Raw genomic sequence first — 18420 nt, forward strand, 5'->3', positions numbered from 1 at the left:
GATTAATTCTCTTGAGTTTCCAGAGTTCTTTGCACGTATTTTGCCAGGATGTCCGTTTCCAAATTGACTTCGTCGCCATTGGAAAGCTTACCAAGTGTTGTGACGTCAAGGGTATGCGGAATCAGAGCGACGCTAAAGGAGTCGTCGTCAGCATCAACGATCGTTAAGCTGACGCCATCGATCGCAATGCTCCCCTTGCCAGCAATTTGTGACGCCAATTTTTTGGGGATTTGAAAGCGAAGCGTTGCCCAAGGCGGGTCATTTTGCCGATCAATGAGAATTCCTTGGCCATCAATGTGGCCTGTGACATAATGCCCACCCAGCCGATCGCCGACCTTTAAAGACCGCTCCAAATTCACAGGCGAGCCTTCGGCGAGCTTCCCTAGATTGGTTCTCGACAACGTTTCTGCGCCCGCTTCGAAATCGAGCCGCGAGCCATCCACTTTGACAACGGTAAGACAACAGCCATTATTAGCGATACTGTCGCCAACAACCACACCTTCGGCGACTTCGCCCGCATCGATCGTAAATCGTTTGCCGGGCGGCTCATCATGAATTTCGACGAGCCGGCCCATCACTTCAACCAATCCAGTAAACATGGTCTCGCATTAGTTAAACAGAGAATTTTGGAGTCCAACACCATTGGATGGACGAGAAAACAGCTGCATGCTCCGTTGCCGGGTAGTCACGCTGCGTTCCATTGGACAAAATGCCGACGGTTTGCACAACAGTTCAACGACTCCCTTTCCCTATATGACTTGAAGAGGTCCTTCCATGACATTAATTGAAGCCATCCATGCTCGCCAGATTCTCGATAGCCGCGGCAACCCGACGGTAGAGTGTGAAGTCCTGCTCAGCGACGGAGCCCACGGGCGAGCCGCTGTGCCGAGTGGTGCGAGTACCGGCGTCCATGAAGCGTGGGAGCTTCGCGACGGTGACAAGTCCAAGTACTTGGGCAAAGGCGTTTTAACCGCAGTCGACAACGTTAACAACAAAATCGCGGACGCCCTCAACGGGATGGACGCAACCGACCAAGCGGCGATCGATGCTGCGATGAACGAACTTGACGGTTCACCCAATAAGAAAAACTTGGGTGCCAACGCGATTCTCGGTGTTTCTTTGGCAACTGCCCATGCCGCGGCCGCGTCGACCGGCCAGCCGCTTTTCCGCTACCTCGGTGGCGTCGGAGCTCGCTTGTTGCCCGCACCGATGATGAACATTATCAACGGCGGCGAGCACGCTGACAACGACGTCGACGTTCAAGAGTTTATGGTGATGCCATTGGGCGTCGAGACATTTAGCGACGCTTTGCGTGCGGGTGCCGAAATTTTCCATAACCTCAAAAGTGTTCTCTCAAGCAAAGGCTACAGCACAGCCGTTGGAGACGAAGGCGGTTTCGCTCCCGATTTGAAGAGCAACCAGGAAGCCCTCGACGTCATCATGTTGGCGATCGAAAAAGCGGGCTACAAAGCAGGCGAAGAAGTTTGGATCGCTCTCGACCCGGCATCGACCGAGTTCTATGATTCGAAAACCGGCAAGTACTCGATCGATGGCAAACAAATTACCGGCGACGAACTCGTCGATTTCTGGGCCGATTGGTGCAACAAGTATCCGATCTGCAGCATCGAAGACGGATGTGCCGAAGATGACTGGGATACCTGGAAGAAACTGACGCTGAAACTGGGTGACAAGATTCAACTTGTTGGCGACGATTTGTTCGTCACCAATGTCGAACGACTGCAACGTGGGATCGATGAAGGGATTGCCAACAGCATTTTGATCAAGGTCAACCAAATCGGTTCGCTGACCGAAACGATCGACTCGATCCAATTGGCCAATCGCAATGGCTACACTGCGGTTACGAGTCATCGCAGCGGTGAAACCGAGGACTCCACGATTGCTGACTTGGCGGTTGCATTGTCGACTGGACAAATCAAAACGGGTTCGGCAAGCCGTAGTGACCGTATGGCGAAGTACAACCAATTGCTCCGCATTGAAGAAATGCTTGGCGAGGCCGCTCTTTACGGTGGCCCCGTTTTAGCCAAAAAGTTGTTGGCAAAATCGTAAGTCAATCGTGACCTGATCTTTCAGGCAACATACGCCGTAAATAAAATCGGGTACAATCTGACCACACCATCCAATTTCGGGTGCGTGTGGTTTTTTTGGCGAGTGAGATGGCTGGAGTCCAGCCTTTCAGTGATTCCCGAGAATCAAGCGTAAGGACTAAAGCCTGGACTCCAACGTCCTACTTTCAACAATGCAAATGCAAGATCACTCATGAACATGATCGCCGAACAGCCGCTAATCGTGTCGATCTTTCTCGGCTTCGTCAGTTTGGCACTGCTGTTTGGATGGCTACAAACAGGCAACAAAGCCGCCGGTATCGCTGGTCTGATCTTTCTATTACTCATCCCTGCAGAATGGTTTGTGGCTGCCAACATCGTGACAGACCGCGAACAAATCGAAACGTTGATCTACGAAACAGCGGACGCGGTCGAAAACGAACGCTACGAAGATGCTTACAAAGTGATCGGCGATCCTGATGCCGAGCGGCGGGCACGAATCGAGTTGCCTCCGTATACATTCGATATCGCTCGGGTTAATTCGATTCGTAGCATCAAAGTGATCGAAGGAATGCAGCCGCTTGAGGCGGAAGTCGATATGACAATCAAAGCAGACATCAGTAATCGAAGCGGTACAATCAATGATTTTCGTGTGGTTCGCCGTTTGGTCTTGAGATTGCAAAAGGACCCCAAGGGGCAAAATACCACAGGACAGTGGAAAGTGATCGATTATCAGAACTTGCCGATGACCGGTGGCCCCGACCAGTTTTCGACGCTGCCACAGTGACTTCTAATAACCGTGACTTCTAATAACGTCGTCAAAATTGTTTTGAATTTTTTTCACCATCGGAAAGGTCAAAGAATGAGCGGTCAGTATCCTCCCCAGCAAATCAATCCACGAGCGAATCAGAATTCGGGATCGAAGGTCGTGCTCATCGTGCTCTCCTGCGTCGGCGGCGGATTGGCTTTGATCTGCGGTTGTGGCATTTTGCTTGGACTTTTGCTTCCAGCGGTACAGGCCGCTCGTGAAGCTGCTCGTCGAATGAGTTGTTCGAACAATATCAAGCAAATCGGATTGGCGATGCACAATTATCATTCGACATACGATTCGTTGCCACCAGCCTACACCGTCGATGCCAATGGCCGTCCACTGCATTCGTGGCGAACACTGCTCTTACCGTTTATTGAACAGCGGGCCTTGTATGAACAAATTGATCTTTCCAAGCCATGGGATGATCCTGTGAACCTCCCGATCGCCCAAATGGTTATTCCCACCTATCAATGTCCGTCCACCGTCAATGACCCAAGCTACACGACTTACGTCGCAATTGTGAATCCTAATGGCGTTATGACCGGCCCGATACCAACCCGGTTTCGTGACATTACAGACGGTTTGTCGAATACGATCATGGTCACGGAAGCGGATTCCGATTTGGCTGTTCCATGGATGAGTCCAACGGACATTGACCTACAAGCTTTCCTCGATTCTGGTTCGGCGCGAAACCAAGGTGGTCATCTAGGTGGTGCCCATTCGTTGTTTTCCGATGGGGCTGTCAAGTTCATCACCGATTCGGCAGATCTCTCGCTTCGTGAACAGCTCATCAACAAGGCCGATGATTCGCTTGGCAACGCTGGATATTGACGTTTGGGAAGCTTGGCAAATCAAATCAACTTACACACATTGACAAGAACCGCATGGAATTACTGCTTTATCTCGCGATGATCCCGACGTTGGGGGTAGCGGCACAATGGTTGGCTTACCGAATGGGTTGGCCGAGCATTTTACTGCTGCTGCTGTTCGGTGTTTGTCTCGGTTTTTTTATTCAGCCAGATATTTATTTGGCGGAATTGGTTGGCGGAGATGCGCAGAAAACGGGGCCAGAGCTTCTGTTTCCGGTTGTCTCGCTGTCGGTCGCGGTCATCATGCTCGAAGGCGGATTGTCGCTTAAATTCACAGAGCTTCGTGAGGCAGGCAGCGCGGCATTTCGGCTTGTCACGCTCGGCGCGTTGATCACGTGGATTGGAACGGCGGCCGCAGCAAATTGGGTACTTGGGTTTTCGTGGACGGTTAGCTTCTTGCTCGGGGCAATTTTGATCGTTACCGGGCCAACCGTTATCGGTCCGCTACTGCAACAAGTTCGGCCCACTCGGCGTGTCGCATCGACGTTGAAATGGGAAGGAATTGTCATCGATCCGATTGGTGCCGTGTTAGCGGTCCTTGTTTTCGACCAAGTGCTACTTCATTCAAACCAAGCCGACATGGGCTCAGCGATTTGGATGTTGACGAAGACCGCTTTGGTGGGTCTGGCGATGGGGATGGGCGGCGGCGCATTTTTGACGGTCATGTTTCGGCGTTACTTGGTCCCGGATCATTTGCACGGCATCGGCACCTTGGCGGTCGCATTATTGTTGTATGCGGTAAGCGATTGGTTGGCCCATGAATCGGGCTTGATCACCGTGACGGTTACGGGGATTTGGTTGGCCAACCAAAAGCGATTTGATATTGAGCATATTGTCGAACTGAAAGAGAACTTACGGACGTTGTTGATTGGCTGCCTATTCATCATTCTCGGTTCACGCGTTCGAGTCGAAGACGTGATGGCGATCGGATGGCCTGGACTGGTTTTCTTGGCCGTAATGATTTTACTCGTTCGCCCGCTCTCGGTTTATCTCTCGCTGCTGGGCTCCCCACTCAATTTTCGCGAGCAAACCTTTGTTGCCGCACTGGCACCTCGTGGGATCGTCGCGGCAGCGGTTAGTAGCGTCTTTGCATTGGAAATGGAACGACATAGCGAAATGATCTTGCTTCCCGGTGCGGATCAATTAGCGACCGTCACCTTTTTAGTGATTGTCGGAACCGTTGCATTCTATGGGACATTGGCCTCGCCAATTGCAAAGCTATTGGGTTTGGCCGACGAGCGTTCCAATGGCATCTTGATTGCCGGTGCCGACCGCTGGGTTCGCGAATTCGCAGCCGAGCTGAAATCAGCGGGGTTACCTGTCTTGTTGGTCGATACCAACTTCAACAAAGTCTCGCAGGCTCGAGTGGCCGGCCTTCGCGCCGAATGCGTCAATATCCTCAACGAGCACGCTCGAGGTGATTTACCACTCGCCGGAATTGGTCGGTTGCTTGCGATGACGCCTAATGACGAAGTCAACACGTTGGCGGTGCGCGAGTGTCGCAGCCTTTTTAATCGTGCAAAATTGTTTCAGCTCACCTTCAGCCAAAAAAACGACGGAGGCCCTCGCGGCTTGACCCGCAATTTGATGGGGCGTGCGTTGTTCGGAGAAGGGCTGACATTCTCGAAGATCAAAGAAATGGTCGATTCCGGAGCCCAGTTCAAATCGACGAAGTTAAGCGAATCGTTCGGTTACCCTGAATTTGAACGACGTTACAATAAGACAGCCGAGCTCTTATGCGTGATCAATGGGGATGGCAAGCCTCGCATGAATACCGTCGATTCGCCACTCGAACCCGAGGCCGGCCAGACGATTGTTTGTCTGGTTTCATCGGTGCCGATCCCAGCCGATCATGCGGCTGGAGAAAAAACAAAGTCAACGAAGAATTCGCCCACGGAGAATCCGAAGTCCTAAAATGTCGCTCAGCGTTCCGAGCTGGCAGCGTTCGTGGACGGGCTCAGGTCCACTTCCATTTCCTGGCGTCGAATAAGCTTTCCGCTCAGAGAAGAGAGCGACCATCACTGCGACTTAACAGTATCCTTCAAGACAACTAGTAAGAATCGATTTCCAGAGAACCATTCACGAATGTTGATAAATCCATTTACCATTTTACTTGCCTGTTTGCCGCTTGTGGGCTATTTGTTGCTGTTGGGCATGATTCGAGTTTCGGGCCGAACGGTGGTTACCAGTGGAGCAAGAGACTTGGTCGCGTTAGGAATTGGGATAAGCGGATTGATTGCCATCGGGCCGATTGAATTGTTCTTTCCGACCGCCGCAGCAACCGTATTTGGCCCCTACGTCTGGATTGCTTTGGCGATCTTCTATTCGCTCTGCTTGTCCTTGTGTGCTTTGACGAGCCAACCACGACTGGTGGTCTACGGTCGGTCTCGGATGCAAACGTATGAAGCGCTCCTCAAGGCTGCACAGCAAATCGATCCGGCCGCTGGCGGGACCGCCGATAATTTGCAAATCGTCCTTCCATCGATCAATGTTCGGCTGCGAGTGGATGGGGCACCTCATTCGGATTGGGCACAGGTGTTTGCGTTCGAGCCGAATCTGAACGCCACATTCTGGAACCGTTTACAAGCTCGATTGCGAAGTGAATTTGCCGATTCGACGGTACAGAGGAACTATCAAGGCTTACTGACGCTTGCCGCAGCAGCCTGCTTGATTGCCTTCATGGTTTGGCACTGTAGAGGACGTGAAGAATTGGTCGTCGAGGGCTTCCGGAAATGGCTATGGCGATGAAATAATGCCGCCCCAAGTAGGTGGCGCAAGCTTCTAGCTTGCGATTTCAGCCACGCAAGCTGAGAGCGCAAGCCACTTGTTTTTTTGCACGTCCCCATGCGTGCATGACGATCCCCCAATCACCCTCACCGGAGTGTTCTCTAAAATGCTGGCAAAAGAAGTTAAACCTGGAATTGTTGTCAATCACGAAGGCAATCCTATTTTGATCGGATCAATGACGGTCCAGTCGCCTTCGGCTCGTGGTGCCGCAACGCTTTACAAATTCCGCGGTCGCAACGTGCTAACGAAAAGCAAAATCGATATCGTTTTCAAGGGCACCGACGTGGTCGACGAAGCCGACTTTTCGCGGCGAAATGTGCAGGTCATGTATTCAGACCCCGAAAACATGTTTTTGATGGACCAAGAAAATTACCAGCAATACGAGGTTCCTCTAGAGGATGCTGCCGATCAAGTCCCCTACATTACCGAGGGTCTCGAGGGGATTCGTGCTCTGATCTACAACGACGAATGTGTAGGGATCGATATTCCCGCGTCAGTGGAGTTGCAAATTACGCAATGCGATCCAGGTGTCAAGGGAAACTCAGCAACCTCAAGAACGAAGCCTGCAACCTTGGAGACTGGTTTGGTGATACAGGTTCCCGAATACATGAAAGAGGGCGAGCGGGTGAAAGTGGATACCAGGACAGGCGATTTCTTGTCACGTGCCTGAATTTCTAGTTGCCGAATTTGTTCGTATTCGGATGAAATGAGTATTTACACTGAACAATTGGTGAAACTTTTGCCGATGCCCTTGATGACTGCCAACGCAAGTCTAAGATAAAGATGTGGGAGCTGAAAAAGCAACCGCATCGCTTCGGTCATTTAACTTCGGCAGAGGGATCAATTTTTGGGTTCGCCAAAGTCATTCAAGGCTTGTGCAGTAGCACGCTGAGACTTTCGCGTTTCTCCCAGCGGCTCCATTTTTGCCGCCGATTGATCGGAGCATTTTGAATAGCCGGCCGGTGATGTGAAAACGTCACCGGCCGGTTTTTTTTGTTGCTAGGCGGGGTCAAGACGCGGCAGCGTCGCCGGCCCGGCAAGCGATCCGGGCACCGTTTATACAAAACGTTAAGCTGTGGATGCTAGGTCTGCCATGGGTGGACCCAACCTACAAACGATTCAGGGAATGGACGAACAACACATTATCGCTAACCTGACCTTTGGCGATGTCGACCAGGTGTTGATGGTGCGTCAACAAAATCACTTGCGTCTTTGTCGACAATTCGGCAAGTGCCGCAAATGTCGCGGCAGCTCGTGCGTCATCGAAGTTCGATAGAATATCATCGACGATGAACGGGAATGGCGGATTGGATTGCAAATAGACTTCCAAGGAAGCTAATCGCAACGCCAGAAACAATTGGTCACAGGTTCCTTCGCTCATCTCGTCCACGTGGACCAATTTGGTCGCATCGTCACCGCGAACGCCAACCAATACATTATCCTCCTGGTCGGTCGAATCGGCTTCCAATCCAGAAAAACTGCCGAGCGTAAACCGTGAAAACAGTTCGCTGGCACGACTCAAAATCGGACCTTGATTACGTTGTCGGTAACGAGTGACGGCGGTCCGTAGCAGAATCGACCCCAGTTTGGCTCGGATATAGTCTTCCGCATGAGTGCGGGCGCGTGCCAAGGCTTCCTCAGCTCGTTCGTTCGCAGCAGCAGCACGGTCGTTGCCATCGATCCGGTCCAGATCATTTTCCTTGCCAAGGATCGTTTTCCACAACTCCTGTCTTCTCGCTTCGATCTTTGTGTGCTCTTCGTCCAATTGTTGAATTTGTGGTGCCAATTGATCGGCATCCTCTTTCATTGCTTCGGCAACAAAGGTTTCAAGTTCCACACCATGCGCTAACCCACGCAGTTCACTTTTGATTTCCGAGACCGATTGCTCGATCGTTTGACGACACAGTGACATTCGCTCGATTTCGGGTAGTTGATCAGGATGATCGCACCCCGCTTCGCTGCACAACTGCTTCAAAGAAGCTGTCAGTGTCTCCATTTTCGCGGCAGCTTCTCTTTGTTGTTTTTCGAAATGGCGATGTTGCAGCAACCACTCATCTCGGGTGGTTTGGATGTTTCTGGTTCGTTTTAGCTGGTCGTGCCATTGGCTGACGATGGCTTCGACGTTGATTTCGCTAACGTCTTCCTTATTGTCGTTTAGCTTTTTATACAACTCGCGAACACTCGCTTCGTACGATTGAATCTCGGCGGTTCGGTTTTGCACATCGTCACGAAGTTTTGCCGCATTTTTAAGCTCGCTCGTCAACTTATCGATTGTTTCGAGAACCGCACGCGCCTCATTGGCCGAGAGACTTCCGTCGCCTTCGATCGCCAACATTGCATTGCCCCACTCCGTTTGCCAAATGTCTTTTTCCGCTTTTGCTTCTTCGTAGAGAGACTCAGCGCTATCTCGCTCGTTCAGCAAATCTTGCCGACGGTTTTCCAATTGCTTCGCCTTTGCGATGACGGTATCGACTTGTTCAATACGGTCGCGGCAAGCATCTAGAATCGGACTGATTCGTTCAGATTCTTTACAACATTCGCGGTTCGAACTTGGGTCGATCGCGACCATTGAATCGATCGCCTGCTGTCGCTTTTGCTGTTCGGCTCGAAGCTCCGCCTTGGTTCGTTCAAGTTCGTTTGTATTGGCAACCAACTTTTCATATCGAACGAGCCAATTTTTCATCTCCGTCGGCGTTGGCATTGAAGCGGATGAATCGGGCAGGATCCCGGCGGCTTGCCATATATCCAACCAACGACTGGACAGTTTTTGCCGGTCGGCTTCGCATCGTCTGAGTTCGTCGGCACGATCTGTGATTCGGGTTTCACATCGCTTGATCGTCGCGATAAACCGTGCCTTATCTCTAACCAAATTGGCTTCACGGCGCAAGCGATCCGCGATCTCATCGCACGTTTCCAGCCGTGAGCGAAGATCCTCGATTGCGTGCAGTAAACGGTCGGGTACACCCGTGCGAGCGATTTGCTCGGTGGTTTCCAACGCTCGGTCCCGGAGATTGCGAGCATTTTCCAATTGCTCTTCGCTGGGGACGTCTTGGTTCAGTGTCAATGCATGTAAATCTTCGTTCGCTCGGGCCAATTCATCTTTCAAGTCCCGGATATTGCCCTCGAGTTTTTCAATGGAACGAGCGTTGCTTGCGAACTGATCCGCGAGCGAGTCAACCATTTCCGTTGTCGGTACACTTCGTTGCCGCAGTTCCTCGATACCGCCTGACCACATCGGTAACCGATTTAGCTCAGCTTCCATTTCCGATTGCTGAGTGGTGAGGGACTTGGCTAACTGGTCGATGCGTGAATCAATATCGCCAAGATTTTGGGCATCCGCAACCGCTCGCTTGAGCCGTTTAGGATCATCGGGCTCATCGAGTTGTGCGATCGATTCGAGCACAGCATCGAGGTCCCGATTCTTTTTGTCGAGGTCGCGTTTGGTTTTCTCGACCGTTGTCAGGCGTTCGGAGCGTTGATCGGCGAGATCGCGGATTTTGGCCCGCGTGGCAGGCTTGATTCGTAACCCGTCGGCATTGTGGAGGTCAGGTTCTTTGCCGAGCGTTTTGAGCAACGAGATTGCTCTTGATTCGCATTGCTGAAACTCGGCTCTTTGATCTGGCAGTACTCGCAAAGCTTGTCGATACAAACTTAAGTCTTCAAAGAGTGATTCTACCTCGGAAGCATGCTCCAAAATCATCGGCGGCTGGCCGAGTTTCTCGAGTTTGGCATTGAGTGATTCGAGTTCGTCGCTGGTCGTTTTATGAGAGGTCTTCGCGTTGGCTAGTCCCTCGGTAACCGTCACTCGACGCGTCACGAAATCATCGGACAATCGGGCCACATGGCCGACTTCTTCTAGCTCCCGTTCTTTGTCCTTCAAGGTCCCAATCAATGGCAACGCTTTGAGGATTCGATCCGAGCGATCACGGCGCCCGCGACATTTGATTTGTGCTTTGTCCAACTCGACCTTTTCCGCTCGCAGTTCCTCGAGCTCCTCGGCTTGACGCTTCCAATCGTTACTTTTTACTGAAAGCTCGCGAACCTCTTTACGGGCAGCGTTGAAAGCCGAAATGGCGGCGTTGACCTGCGGCTTCGTTGCCGTCGACGGCTTGAACAGATGATCGCATTGTGAGTCGAGCGAACTTCGCAGTCCCGGCATGTTGGCGGACCCCGAACCGGCAGCAAACAACGATTCCCCCAACTCGCCACCACCTTTGGCGATCGTTTTCCCGCCTTCAACAAGCTGTTTCGAATCGATACCGAATTGCGTTTGGAATTGCTGCTGAGTCAAGCCGCAAAGAAATGCAGAAAGCACTGCTGGGTCCAGAGCCCCTTTGTCGTTCTCGCCTCGCAACGACTTTTGCCCGCCATGACGGCGAACGCATGTTAACGTTTCCCCATCGTGATCTTCAATTGTGCCGCCGACCCTTAGATTTTTATAAGCGTGTTGAAAATGGTCGCGGCTTTTCGTTTCGCCGGGAAAGCCGAACAACCAATGTGTCAGCGCACGGAGCGTTGAACTCTTGCCCGCTTCATTTGGACCGTATACCAGGTGCAAACCAAAGTCGCCCTGCTCAAACGATAACGTTTGATTGTTGAACGGACCGATGCGAATTAAATCAAGTTGTCGAATTCTCATACTCGGTTATCCGTCATCAAGCGGTTCAGTAGCCCAGGTTGAATCTCATCCAAAATCGATTTCAACGTAGCCGAATCATGCGGAATAAACTCGTCGAATTGGTCATGAAGTGCAGCAAGCTTTTGCTTTAACGCCTCTAGTTCGGCAAAGATCTCCGCCCTTAATTCGTCGTCGGTGGGAGCTTCTTCAAACGCTCGAATCAATTCTCGAATCGCACCTTCAGCTTCATCCTCACTGTCAAAGCGACGAATTGTTTGGGTATTGAACTTGATTTTCTCGACCCATACTTCGGCCCCGAGGGTAAAGGAATACGCCCGAATTTCCTGACGCCATTGTTCGAGATTCGCAAGCCAATTCACGTGGGCTTCGCTGTTGCCCGAGACAATCACTCGAGTCGCGATTGGCAACCCGTCGGCCGTTGCAATGATGGCCCGCATCCTTTGTCCAAATCGCTCTAGCAAATCATCAGGATTTTCAATGCCAGTTGCATCGACATCGCAGATTTCAAAACGAAACACATCGAGCGGCTGAAAGTCGATCTGTACGTCACCGGCATCGGAAACCGTCACCAACTCACATCCCTTTTGCCCTGTTTCGCGGATGTGGCGACCTTGGATGTTTCCGGGGAAGACGATCGGGGTTTGGTCAGCTTGGTGATGGTGTTTGCGGGTGTGAACGTGACCGAGCGCCCAGTACTGATAGTCAAGACCGAGCAAATCGGCAGGCAAGCAGGGTGCGTACCGTTTGTGTTCACCTCCAGCTGCACCGTCAAGCGACGTGTGCAGGATGCCGATATTGAAAAGACCGTCGACCGCACGAGGGTAGGCAAGGACTAAGTTCTCGCGTTCTTCTTGATCCGCAAATCCGCGGCCGTGAATCGCGACTCCAACGCCTTCGTTGATCACCGTTTGAACGGAGGTGGACGACAGCATCACTGGATCACCATTGGGATTGTCGGGCAACTTCAGTTGCTTCGTCATCTTGTTTTCGGCATCGTGGTTACCAGTGATCGCGTAGACAAGAATGCCATGCCGATGCAGCCCGCTCAACCATTTGGCAAAGTGCAGCCCTGTTTGATGGTCCTCCCATTTCCCGTCATAAATGTCGCCTGCGATCAACACAAAGGAGACGTGTTCGCGGATCGCCAGTTCGGCAAGATTCGCAAGTGCTTTGCGAACGGCACCTCGAATCTCGTCCACCGGTGCGCCCTCGTATTTTTCCAGTCCTCGTAGCGGACTATCGAGATGAATATCGGCGCAGTGGATAAATTTAAACATCAGCGGTTTTCAAGGTAGCTGTCGGTCCAATCAAGTTCATGGGGGTCAAGATTGTAATGCTGCGAATACCAAGTTGCAATTGTCGTGGATCGGTACGACCTGGAGCGAATGGAAGACCTCTCCGCTAGATCGTTTTATGGCGAAAGCAGATAAGTTACCTGTTTTTCTGCTTTGATGGTGCCAATCCGCTAGACACGGGAAGAGTCGATGGAAACGGCAAACCCGCTGCCTGGCATGAAGCCCTACTTAGAAATGCGGCCACAGGACGACCATCTTCGTTGACGTTGACCTCTTTAGCATTGCCGAATAGACGCGTGATTTCTGCAATATGCTCGTCGCTCAATCCCTTGCGTTTGCTGCCGAGACTCTTTCGCATCTCCTGCCACATCGCACTGGCGTCGATCAACTGCACTTTGCCTTTGCGATTGGCGGGCTTGCGGTTGGTCACGATCCAGATCTAGGTACTGATGCCCGTGTTTTGGAACATGGACGTGTTGTTTTTCCTTCTCCTTCAGCACCGCTTCCTTAGAGGGATCCAGAACGCAGTCTAAACGACGTAGAACCGTAAAAGGCAAGATAACTTAGCCTTACTCGGATTGCTTGTAGTCACCACGTAGGAGATCCGCAACGGACCAGATAAAGGACGAAAGGTTTTGTTGAATCATTTTTTCACTGCTACAAACACGGCAACCATGCCGCAACAATTTAGCCGATTTCCCGCCTTTGTGTATTCCATCACCCACCACCGCGGGATCCGTTATCCTCGTTTCTGACGCCGCCCAACATCCGATGCATCTGCTTGTATCGGAAATCGCGGGATGAATCGTTACGGATGCCATCGTGTTTGGCGAATTCTTGATCCGGGCAGCTTGCAATCTCATCGGGGCTCATCGGGGCAGTGCATGTCCAATCGACGCACTTGGCGGTTGTCGCCGGTGACAAGGTGCATTGCAGCAACCCAAAAATCCGTCACTTTGAAGTGGCCCCATGAAGGAAAATCTATCGATGGCCAATCTCTACACTTCGTCTGATGCCTTGCGGGTTGCTTTTTGTTCTTACCTAAGCAGCCCCACGGTGAAACCGGGGTAAGCGGCCTGCTGATTTAATCGGTTTGACTCGACTTATTGTTTAACGCCAAGCCATAGGCGACCGATTATGGAAAAGCTGACGCCTTCGGCTAAGCGTTAAACGATTAAATCAGCAGGCCGTTAGCGATGGGGTAAAGGCTGAGGGCAAAAAAGAGGGCGAATTCTTAATGCCGCAAGTCCTTGCTGCTAAAGGACTTAGAAATGGGCGTTGAGGGACTCGAACCCCCGACCCCCTCGGTGTAAACGAGGTGCTCTAACCAACTGAGCCAAACGCCCGAAACCATGGCTGGAGCTTTACCAGCTTGATGTTTCTATTGAGATAAACCTGAGTCCAACACGGTGCCTAGCGGCGAATTGCCGTTCGCGACAGTGTTTTAACGGCTAAGTAGACGAGTTCGGCGGGCTCTTCGTTCAGCCCGTAATCGGTTGCGGCGATTCGTTTCACTCGGTTTTTCGTAATACTCGCGACGTCGCATCTCTTTTTTGATGCCGCTGCGTTCTACCAACTTACGGAACCGACGAACTGCCTCCTGAATTGTTTCACGATCACGAACCACTAACTTAACCATTTTGTCTCCGGTTTCATGTTTTTCTCTTCCAAATCCCCCGTTCAAAGAGGAAATCTTTCAAATTTGAATCGAACTTTCAGCACCAATGACTACATCGGCACTCCAAGGTGCGGAAGTTTAACGCTCGAATGCCTTCGCTTGCAATGCCCAGTCAGCTAAAAAACGGGCTTTTTTGCAGCAATTCACTCTCCATGCTCCGATGCCACTTCGTCAGCCGACGGTGAGTGCGTTTTTGACCACGCGATCAGCATCATCGCCGATGCGAGATAACCCGCACAAAACTCCAGCACTCGGTTACGATCGTGGGGCGATAAAACCAAATCGCCCCATGATTCAGGGCCACAGGGGACGAACAACCGATTGCCATCGAGCGGCGAATGAATGATTCCGAACAGGGTCAAAGCGGCAGCAACAAGCAGCACGACGCCAGCCAACTGCAACCGACGGTCGATCGCGGCGGCTAAGCACCAAGCCCATAACAGACTGGTCAGAATAAACCCACTGCTTAGCATCGTCAGCGTGCTCATGTCTTCTTGCAAAGCGGTGCTGAGCGTCGCTGGTGCAATCCCCGCACCACTCAACGCTGGGTCAGCCAGAATGCGGCCGGGGATACTCATGGCCAAAAAGGCTAGCGCTGGCAAACAAGCAATCGCGATCGCGGCGTAGTGTCGACGAGGCGTCGCCAAGAAACTCTGGGCTGTAATCTCGAGGCCGATAAAAACCAGGATAGGAAACACGACCGGCTTGGGAATCCAGGCGTTTAACAAACCAAAATAACCAACCAACCCCGCCGACCCGACCAACAACGCCGTTGCCAACGTGTAAGCGGCCCGGCCCCCCATCGCTTTGTACGCAGGATGGCCAATGTATGGGGTGGTTTGGATCACGCCGCCTGACAATCCGGCCAACAACGTCGCAATTCCTTCGACACCGATGATCGTTCGAGCATCGTAATGGTCTCCTGCCGCAGCAGCGCTTTCGGTGCAATCGATGCCGCCGACGATCGTACCAATCGCAAAGGGGAAAGCGATCGGCAGGTAGGCCAGAGCATCAGGAAACGCCGACACCCAAGCGAAATGAAAACTTTCAAGCCACTCGGTCGGGAACCAAGCCGCAGGCTGATAGGAAGGAAAAGAGTAGCCGTTAACATCGATCGCACACAACAAATAGTAAACGCCGCCAGCAATCAGCAGGGCACCGAGCGTTCCGGGCGTTCGACCAGGAAGCGGGATCTTTGCAATCAGCGTTGTCAGTACGATCACCATCGCCAAAATACCTGGCAGCGGATGGCCAACAATTTCGACGAGCGGAAAGAAGCTGATTAGAACCAGAGCGATGGCGACGAGCGACCCGAGCAGCCCTGCTCTCGGAACGACCCGCTGAACCCACTTTGTCATCGGAGCACAAGCCATCTTCAATACCCCCGAAAGCACGATGCACCAAATCCCGATGTACCAAGTCCGGTAGGCAGCATCGAACGATTCGAGCCCCATCGCCAAGCCTTGCAGGTACGATGGACCGAGAACGAACAGCACAATGCCATAGGTCGAAGGCGTGTCTAAACCAAGCGGCATTGCCGTGACTCGGGGATTGCCGGTTTGCCGAGACAAGCGGAAGGCGAGATAGAAAAACGCCAAATCACCAATCAGAACCCCCAAGGCGGTCCCCGGAACCATTCGAGAGACGGCAAAATCGGTGGGAAAACCGAACCCAGTCAGCAATGCTACCATCAGTAGCAGACCCACGATATTGTCAAGCATCAACCCGAAGAATGCATTGATATCACCAGGCGTATACCATTGGTACCGTGACGAACCGAGCGAGTTGGCGGGTAGCTCGATCGAGCTCGCCACATGTTTTTCCGAGTTGTGGGTCACTGGTTCTCTTCGTAGTTGGTTCGAAAACGAAATGCTTCTGCGGGCGGTATCATGCTATCAACTAGCTCAATGAGACGACACTCAACATAGCCAATTGCGTCTCAAAACGCACCGATTTTGGGCTGGTGCGTCGTTTTTTTTGGCTCGCTGGACCAACACCCACGAACCAATTACGATGAGTGCCAATTCACCGCCTTTTCGATTACAATAGAAATCGTCAACAGCCTAGAATTTTACCCAACAGGGTGTTTGGGTGGCTGGATTGCCCCAAGAGCATCCATCGCAACACGCAGCCCTGCTGCCATATTGGCAAAGGAACGGTTGGTATAAGATTCGCTAATCCCCAATTGCATCACGTTTTTCCTTATCTTTTTCTTTTTGCTTTTCCTTTCTCCAAGCAGGAGACATTTCGAATGACGACCACGAAGGATCCAACCATCTTTTCCGCGGCAAAGTCCGCAGCGGCGAGCGATTTGTCGGACGAAAACATCTTGGTTCAATACCGCGAGACAGGCGACCGATCACTCTTCGAAGCCTTGATCCATCGGTATCAAACCGAAATCTTCAGTTATTTGCGTCGTTATGTCGGCGACTCCGACACAGCCGAAGAAGCCTTCCAGGGAACATTCTTACAGGTCCATTTGAAATGTTACCAATTCGATTCGGCGCGTCGTTTTCGGCCTTGGCTTTATGGCATTGCCACCAACCAGGCCATCGATGCCCAGCGGCGGAACAAACGCCACCGCATGGTTAGCCTCGATCGGACCAGCTTCACCGATAACGACGATCGCGCGAGTAGTTGGGCTGAGAAATTAGTCGGCGATTCTCCCGATCCTCACGCGACCGCAGCGATGGAGGAAAACGGTCGCTGGATCAATGCATCGGTCGCCGAACTTGGCGAAACGATGCAGCAAGTGGTTAACCTGGTCTACTACCAAGGATTAAAGTATCGCGAAGCGGCAGAGATTCTGGGCATACCGGTTGGCACGGTAAAGAGTCGTTTGCATGTAGCGATTCAGCGTTTGGGCACCCTTTGGGAAGAAACGCATCAGAAGGGTGAAGATTGAGGACGGCTACTTTTCTTCTTTACTATTTTTCTTCTTTGCTCTTTTTGTCCTTGCCGGGGCCAACAATTTTAGAGATCGCTCGAATAAAATCATTAGCGTCGTGAAATTCCCGGTAAACACTGGCAAATCGGATGTAGGCGACCTCGTCCAACGCGGCGAGATGCCTCATCACGATCTCGCCGATCTGGGATGCTGTCACTTCGGAATCGTACGATTCGTAGATATCCGCCTCGATACTTTGCACCACCTGCTCGATCTTCGAGCTTTGAATGGGGCGTTTTGAACAGGCTCGTTCGACACCGCGGCGTATTTTTTCTCGGTCGAGCGGTTCACGCGTTTGATCGCTTTTTACGACTCGCACATTTAACTGCTCGAGTTTCTCGAGCGTTGAAAACTTGCGTTCACAAGCGAGGCAAACACGCTTACGACGAACCATATAGCCACCCTCGGCAGCTCGCGTGTCAAAAACACGGTCATCGTCGACGTGGCAATAAGGACAACGCATAGAAAGATCGTCGGGTGACGCGGGAAAGTTCAATGACGTGGGACGCTCGTTGCGTTATAGTATCGAAATCTTCAATCGAAAGAAAGGAAACCAAAGCAATGTCCACACAAGATTCAGAAAACACACCTCAAGACCAACCTCTGCCTGAAGAGCTTTCGTCGGCAGAAGCTCAGAGCAACGAGCCTGAACGAACTCAGCCGCGCGGTGGTGAATCGCCCACTGCAAAGTTTCGCCAGCAAGTCGCATCGAAACAGTCCGATTTCGATGACTACGATCCAGAAGAGAATTTGTGGAGTGGTCGTTACAGCAGTAAAGCGATGGTGGGGACATGGATTGTGATGTTTGTCGCTTCGATTGCATTGGTCGTGTTAGCAATTGTGATCGAACCCTTTCCGTGGTCGGTTGCAGCCATTCTGATTTTAGTGATGTGGGTGCTGGGCGTTTCTCTCTACCTGTGGCGACGTTTGGGCTACCATTACCAATTGACGACACAGCGTTTCATCCACAAAACGGGGATCATTACCCAGCGAACCGATCGTATCGAAGTGATCGATCTGGATGATGTCAGTTTCACGCAAGGGCCTGTTCAGCGAATGTTCGGGGTCGGGACGATTCGGCTAACCGGCAGCGATCGCAGTCATCCCGAATTGTCGATGTTGGGTATTGCCAAGGTCGACGAGGTGGCAGGGCTGATTGATGACATCCGACGAAAAGAACGTCGCCGACGAAGCCTTCACATCGAGTCGATCTGATTCGTTTTCAGGTGGCGGAACCCGTCGGAAGTTTCCGTGCAATAAATTGCGATAAATTAGGCGCAATAAATTAGGCGCAATAAATTAGGCGCAATAAATTAGACGCAATGAAATTA

Annotated in this window: 16 protein-coding genes, 1 tRNA gene and 1 pseudogene; 8 read left to right on the top strand and 10 right to left on the bottom strand. The window is 51.8% G+C overall.

Annotated elements, in window-relative coordinates; genetic code table 11:
- Nucleotides 1–2: 2 nt before the first annotated feature.
- Nucleotides 3–599 (bottom strand): riboflavin synthase, encoded by a 597-nt coding sequence (locus Q31b_RS06040; protein ID WP_146598815.1) that lies wholly within the window; start codon nt 597–599, stop codon nt 3–5.
- Between the two features lie 175 nt (nt 600–774).
- On the opposite strand from Q31b_RS06040, the gene eno reads away from it, so the two are divergent.
- The 6 genes from eno to Q31b_RS06070 all read left to right on the top strand — a co-directional run bounded on the left by eno (nt 775) and on the right by Q31b_RS06070 (nt 7200).
- Nucleotides 775–2067 carry a phosphopyruvate hydratase gene (gene eno / locus Q31b_RS06045; RefSeq protein ID WP_146598816.1) on the top strand — a complete coding sequence of 431 codons (1293 nt, stop codon included), beginning with the start codon at nt 775–777 and terminating at the stop codon, nt 2065–2067.
- A 210-nt stretch (nt 2068–2277) separates the two neighbouring features.
- On the top strand, nt 2278–2850 hold the full coding sequence (locus Q31b_RS06050; protein WP_146598817.1) for a hypothetical protein: 573 nt from the start codon (nt 2278–2280) through the stop codon (nt 2848–2850).
- Nucleotides 2851–2925: 75 nt separating this feature from the next.
- Nucleotides 2926–3705: a DUF1559 domain-containing protein gene (locus Q31b_RS06055; RefSeq protein WP_146598818.1), complete on the top strand. Its 780-nt coding sequence runs from the start codon at nt 2926–2928 to the stop codon at nt 3703–3705.
- Nucleotides 3706–3758: 53 nt separating this feature from the next.
- Nucleotides 3759–5657 carry a cation:proton antiporter gene (locus Q31b_RS06060; RefSeq protein WP_146598819.1) on the top strand — a complete coding sequence of 633 codons (1899 nt, stop codon included), beginning with the start codon at nt 3759–3761 and terminating at the stop codon, nt 5655–5657.
- A 171-nt stretch (nt 5658–5828) separates the two neighbouring features.
- The gene (locus tag Q31b_RS06065; RefSeq protein ID WP_146598820.1) at nt 5829–6491 is read left to right on the top strand and encodes a hypothetical protein; all 663 of its coding nucleotides are present in this window, start codon (nt 5829–5831) and stop codon (nt 6489–6491) included.
- Nucleotides 6492–6636: 145 nt separating this feature from the next.
- Entirely contained in the window at nt 6637–7200 is a 564-nt protein-coding gene (locus Q31b_RS06070) for an elongation factor P (RefSeq protein WP_146598821.1), read from the top strand.
- A gap of 438 nt (nt 7201–7638) precedes the next feature.
- On the opposite strand, the gene Q31b_RS06075 is transcribed toward Q31b_RS06070, so the two are convergent.
- The 8 genes and pseudogenes from Q31b_RS06075 to Q31b_RS06100 form a co-directional block, all read right to left on the bottom strand.
- Entirely contained in the window at nt 7639–11169 is a 3531-nt protein-coding gene (locus Q31b_RS06075) for a YhaN family protein (RefSeq protein WP_146598822.1), read from the bottom strand.
- A complete protein-coding gene (locus Q31b_RS06080) occupies nt 11166–12446 on the bottom strand; it encodes a metallophosphoesterase family protein (RefSeq protein WP_146598823.1) in 1281 nt (426 codons plus the stop codon). The genes Q31b_RS06075 and Q31b_RS06080 overlap by 4 nt, the downstream gene beginning before the upstream one ends.
- 154 nt (nt 12447–12600) lie before the next feature.
- Nucleotides 12601–12894: an SAM-dependent methyltransferase gene (locus Q31b_RS28880; RefSeq protein WP_231617350.1), complete on the bottom strand. Its 294-nt coding sequence runs from the start codon at nt 12892–12894 to the stop codon at nt 12601–12603.
- Nucleotides 12895–12940: 46 nt separating this feature from the next.
- Nucleotides 12941–13021 (bottom strand): annotated as a pseudogene (locus Q31b_RS29580) (hypothetical protein); the annotation flags it as partial.
- Between the two features lie 12 nt (nt 13022–13033).
- Nucleotides 13034–13285: a hypothetical protein gene (locus Q31b_RS27950; RefSeq protein WP_197171031.1), complete on the bottom strand. Its 252-nt coding sequence runs from the start codon at nt 13283–13285 to the stop codon at nt 13034–13036.
- A 451-nt stretch (nt 13286–13736) separates the two neighbouring features.
- Nucleotides 13737–13810: transfer RNA gene (locus Q31b_RS06090), tRNA-Val, on the bottom strand.
- Nucleotides 13811–13908: 98 nt separating this feature from the next.
- Complete coding sequence (gene rpsU, locus Q31b_RS06095) at nt 13909–14103, bottom strand: 30S ribosomal protein S21 (RefSeq protein ID WP_146401534.1); 195 nt, start codon at nt 14101–14103, stop codon at nt 13909–13911.
- 182 nt (nt 14104–14285) lie between these two features.
- The gene (locus Q31b_RS06100; RefSeq protein WP_146599376.1) at nt 14286–15863 is read right to left on the bottom strand and encodes a permease; all 1578 of its coding nucleotides are present in this window, start codon (nt 15861–15863) and stop codon (nt 14286–14288) included.
- A 530-nt stretch (nt 15864–16393) separates the two neighbouring features.
- Between Q31b_RS06100 and Q31b_RS06105 the strand changes: the two genes are divergently transcribed.
- On the top strand, nt 16394–17047 hold the full coding sequence (locus Q31b_RS06105; RefSeq protein WP_146598824.1) for an RNA polymerase sigma factor: 654 nt from the start codon (nt 16394–16396) through the stop codon (nt 17045–17047).
- Between the two features lie 22 nt (nt 17048–17069).
- On the opposite strand, the gene nrdR is transcribed toward Q31b_RS06105, so the two are convergent.
- Nucleotides 17070–17552: a transcriptional regulator NrdR gene (gene nrdR / locus Q31b_RS06110; protein ID WP_146598825.1), complete on the bottom strand. Its 483-nt coding sequence runs from the start codon at nt 17550–17552 to the stop codon at nt 17070–17072.
- A 98-nt stretch (nt 17553–17650) separates the two neighbouring features.
- Here nrdR and Q31b_RS06115 point away from each other — a divergent pair, with 98 nt between their 5' ends.
- A complete protein-coding gene (locus Q31b_RS06115; protein WP_146598826.1) occupies nt 17651–18304 on the top strand; it encodes a PH domain-containing protein in 654 nt (217 codons plus the stop codon).
- Nucleotides 18305–18420 lie beyond the last annotated feature (116 nt).

Origin of the sequence: Novipirellula aureliae, from assembly GCF_007860185.1 — a bacterium.
GTDB classification, from domain to species: Bacteria; Planctomycetota; Planctomycetia; order Pirellulales; family Pirellulaceae; genus Novipirellula_A; species Novipirellula_A aureliae.

Bases quoted from the DNA above. Each gene is read 5' to 3' on its own strand.
- Q31b_RS06040 (WP_146598815.1), bottom strand. From the start codon at position 599: ATGTTTACTGGATTGGTTGAAGTGATGGGCCGGCTCGTCGAAATTCAT.
- eno (WP_146598816.1), top strand. From the start codon at position 775: ATGACATTAATTGAAGCCATCCATGCTCGCCAGATTCTCGATAGCCGC.
- Q31b_RS06050 (WP_146598817.1), top strand. From the start codon at position 2,278: ATGAACATGATCGCCGAACAGCCGCTAATCGTGTCGATCTTTCTCGGC.
- Q31b_RS06055 (WP_146598818.1), top strand. From the start codon at position 2,926: ATGAGCGGTCAGTATCCTCCCCAGCAAATCAATCCACGAGCGAATCAG.
- Q31b_RS06060 (WP_146598819.1), top strand. From the start codon at position 3,759: ATGGAATTACTGCTTTATCTCGCGATGATCCCGACGTTGGGGGTAGCG.
- Q31b_RS06065 (WP_146598820.1), top strand. From the start codon at position 5,829: ATGTTGATAAATCCATTTACCATTTTACTTGCCTGTTTGCCGCTTGTG.
- Q31b_RS06070 (WP_146598821.1), top strand. From the start codon at position 6,637: ATGCTGGCAAAAGAAGTTAAACCTGGAATTGTTGTCAATCACGAAGGC.
- Q31b_RS06075 (WP_146598822.1), bottom strand. From the start codon at position 11,169: ATGAGAATTCGACAACTTGATTTAATTCGCATCGGTCCGTTCAACAAT.
- Q31b_RS06080 (WP_146598823.1), bottom strand. From the start codon at position 12,446: ATGTTTAAATTTATCCACTGCGCCGATATTCATCTCGATAGTCCGCTA.
- Q31b_RS27950 (WP_197171031.1), bottom strand. From the start codon at position 13,285: ATGGCATCCGTAACGATTCATCCCGCGATTTCCGATACAAGCAGATGC.
- rpsU (WP_146401534.1), bottom strand. From the start codon at position 14,103: ATGGTTAAGTTAGTGGTTCGTGATCGTGAAACAATTCAGGAGGCAGTT.
- Q31b_RS06100 (WP_146599376.1), bottom strand. From the start codon at position 15,863: ATGCTTGACAATATCGTGGGTCTGCTACTGATGGTAGCATTGCTGACT.
- Q31b_RS06105 (WP_146598824.1), top strand. From the start codon at position 16,394: ATGACGACCACGAAGGATCCAACCATCTTTTCCGCGGCAAAGTCCGCA.
- nrdR (WP_146598825.1), bottom strand. From the start codon at position 17,552: ATGCGTTGTCCTTATTGCCACGTCGACGATGACCGTGTTTTTGACACG.
- Q31b_RS06115 (WP_146598826.1), top strand. From the start codon at position 17,651: ATGTCCACACAAGATTCAGAAAACACACCTCAAGACCAACCTCTGCCT.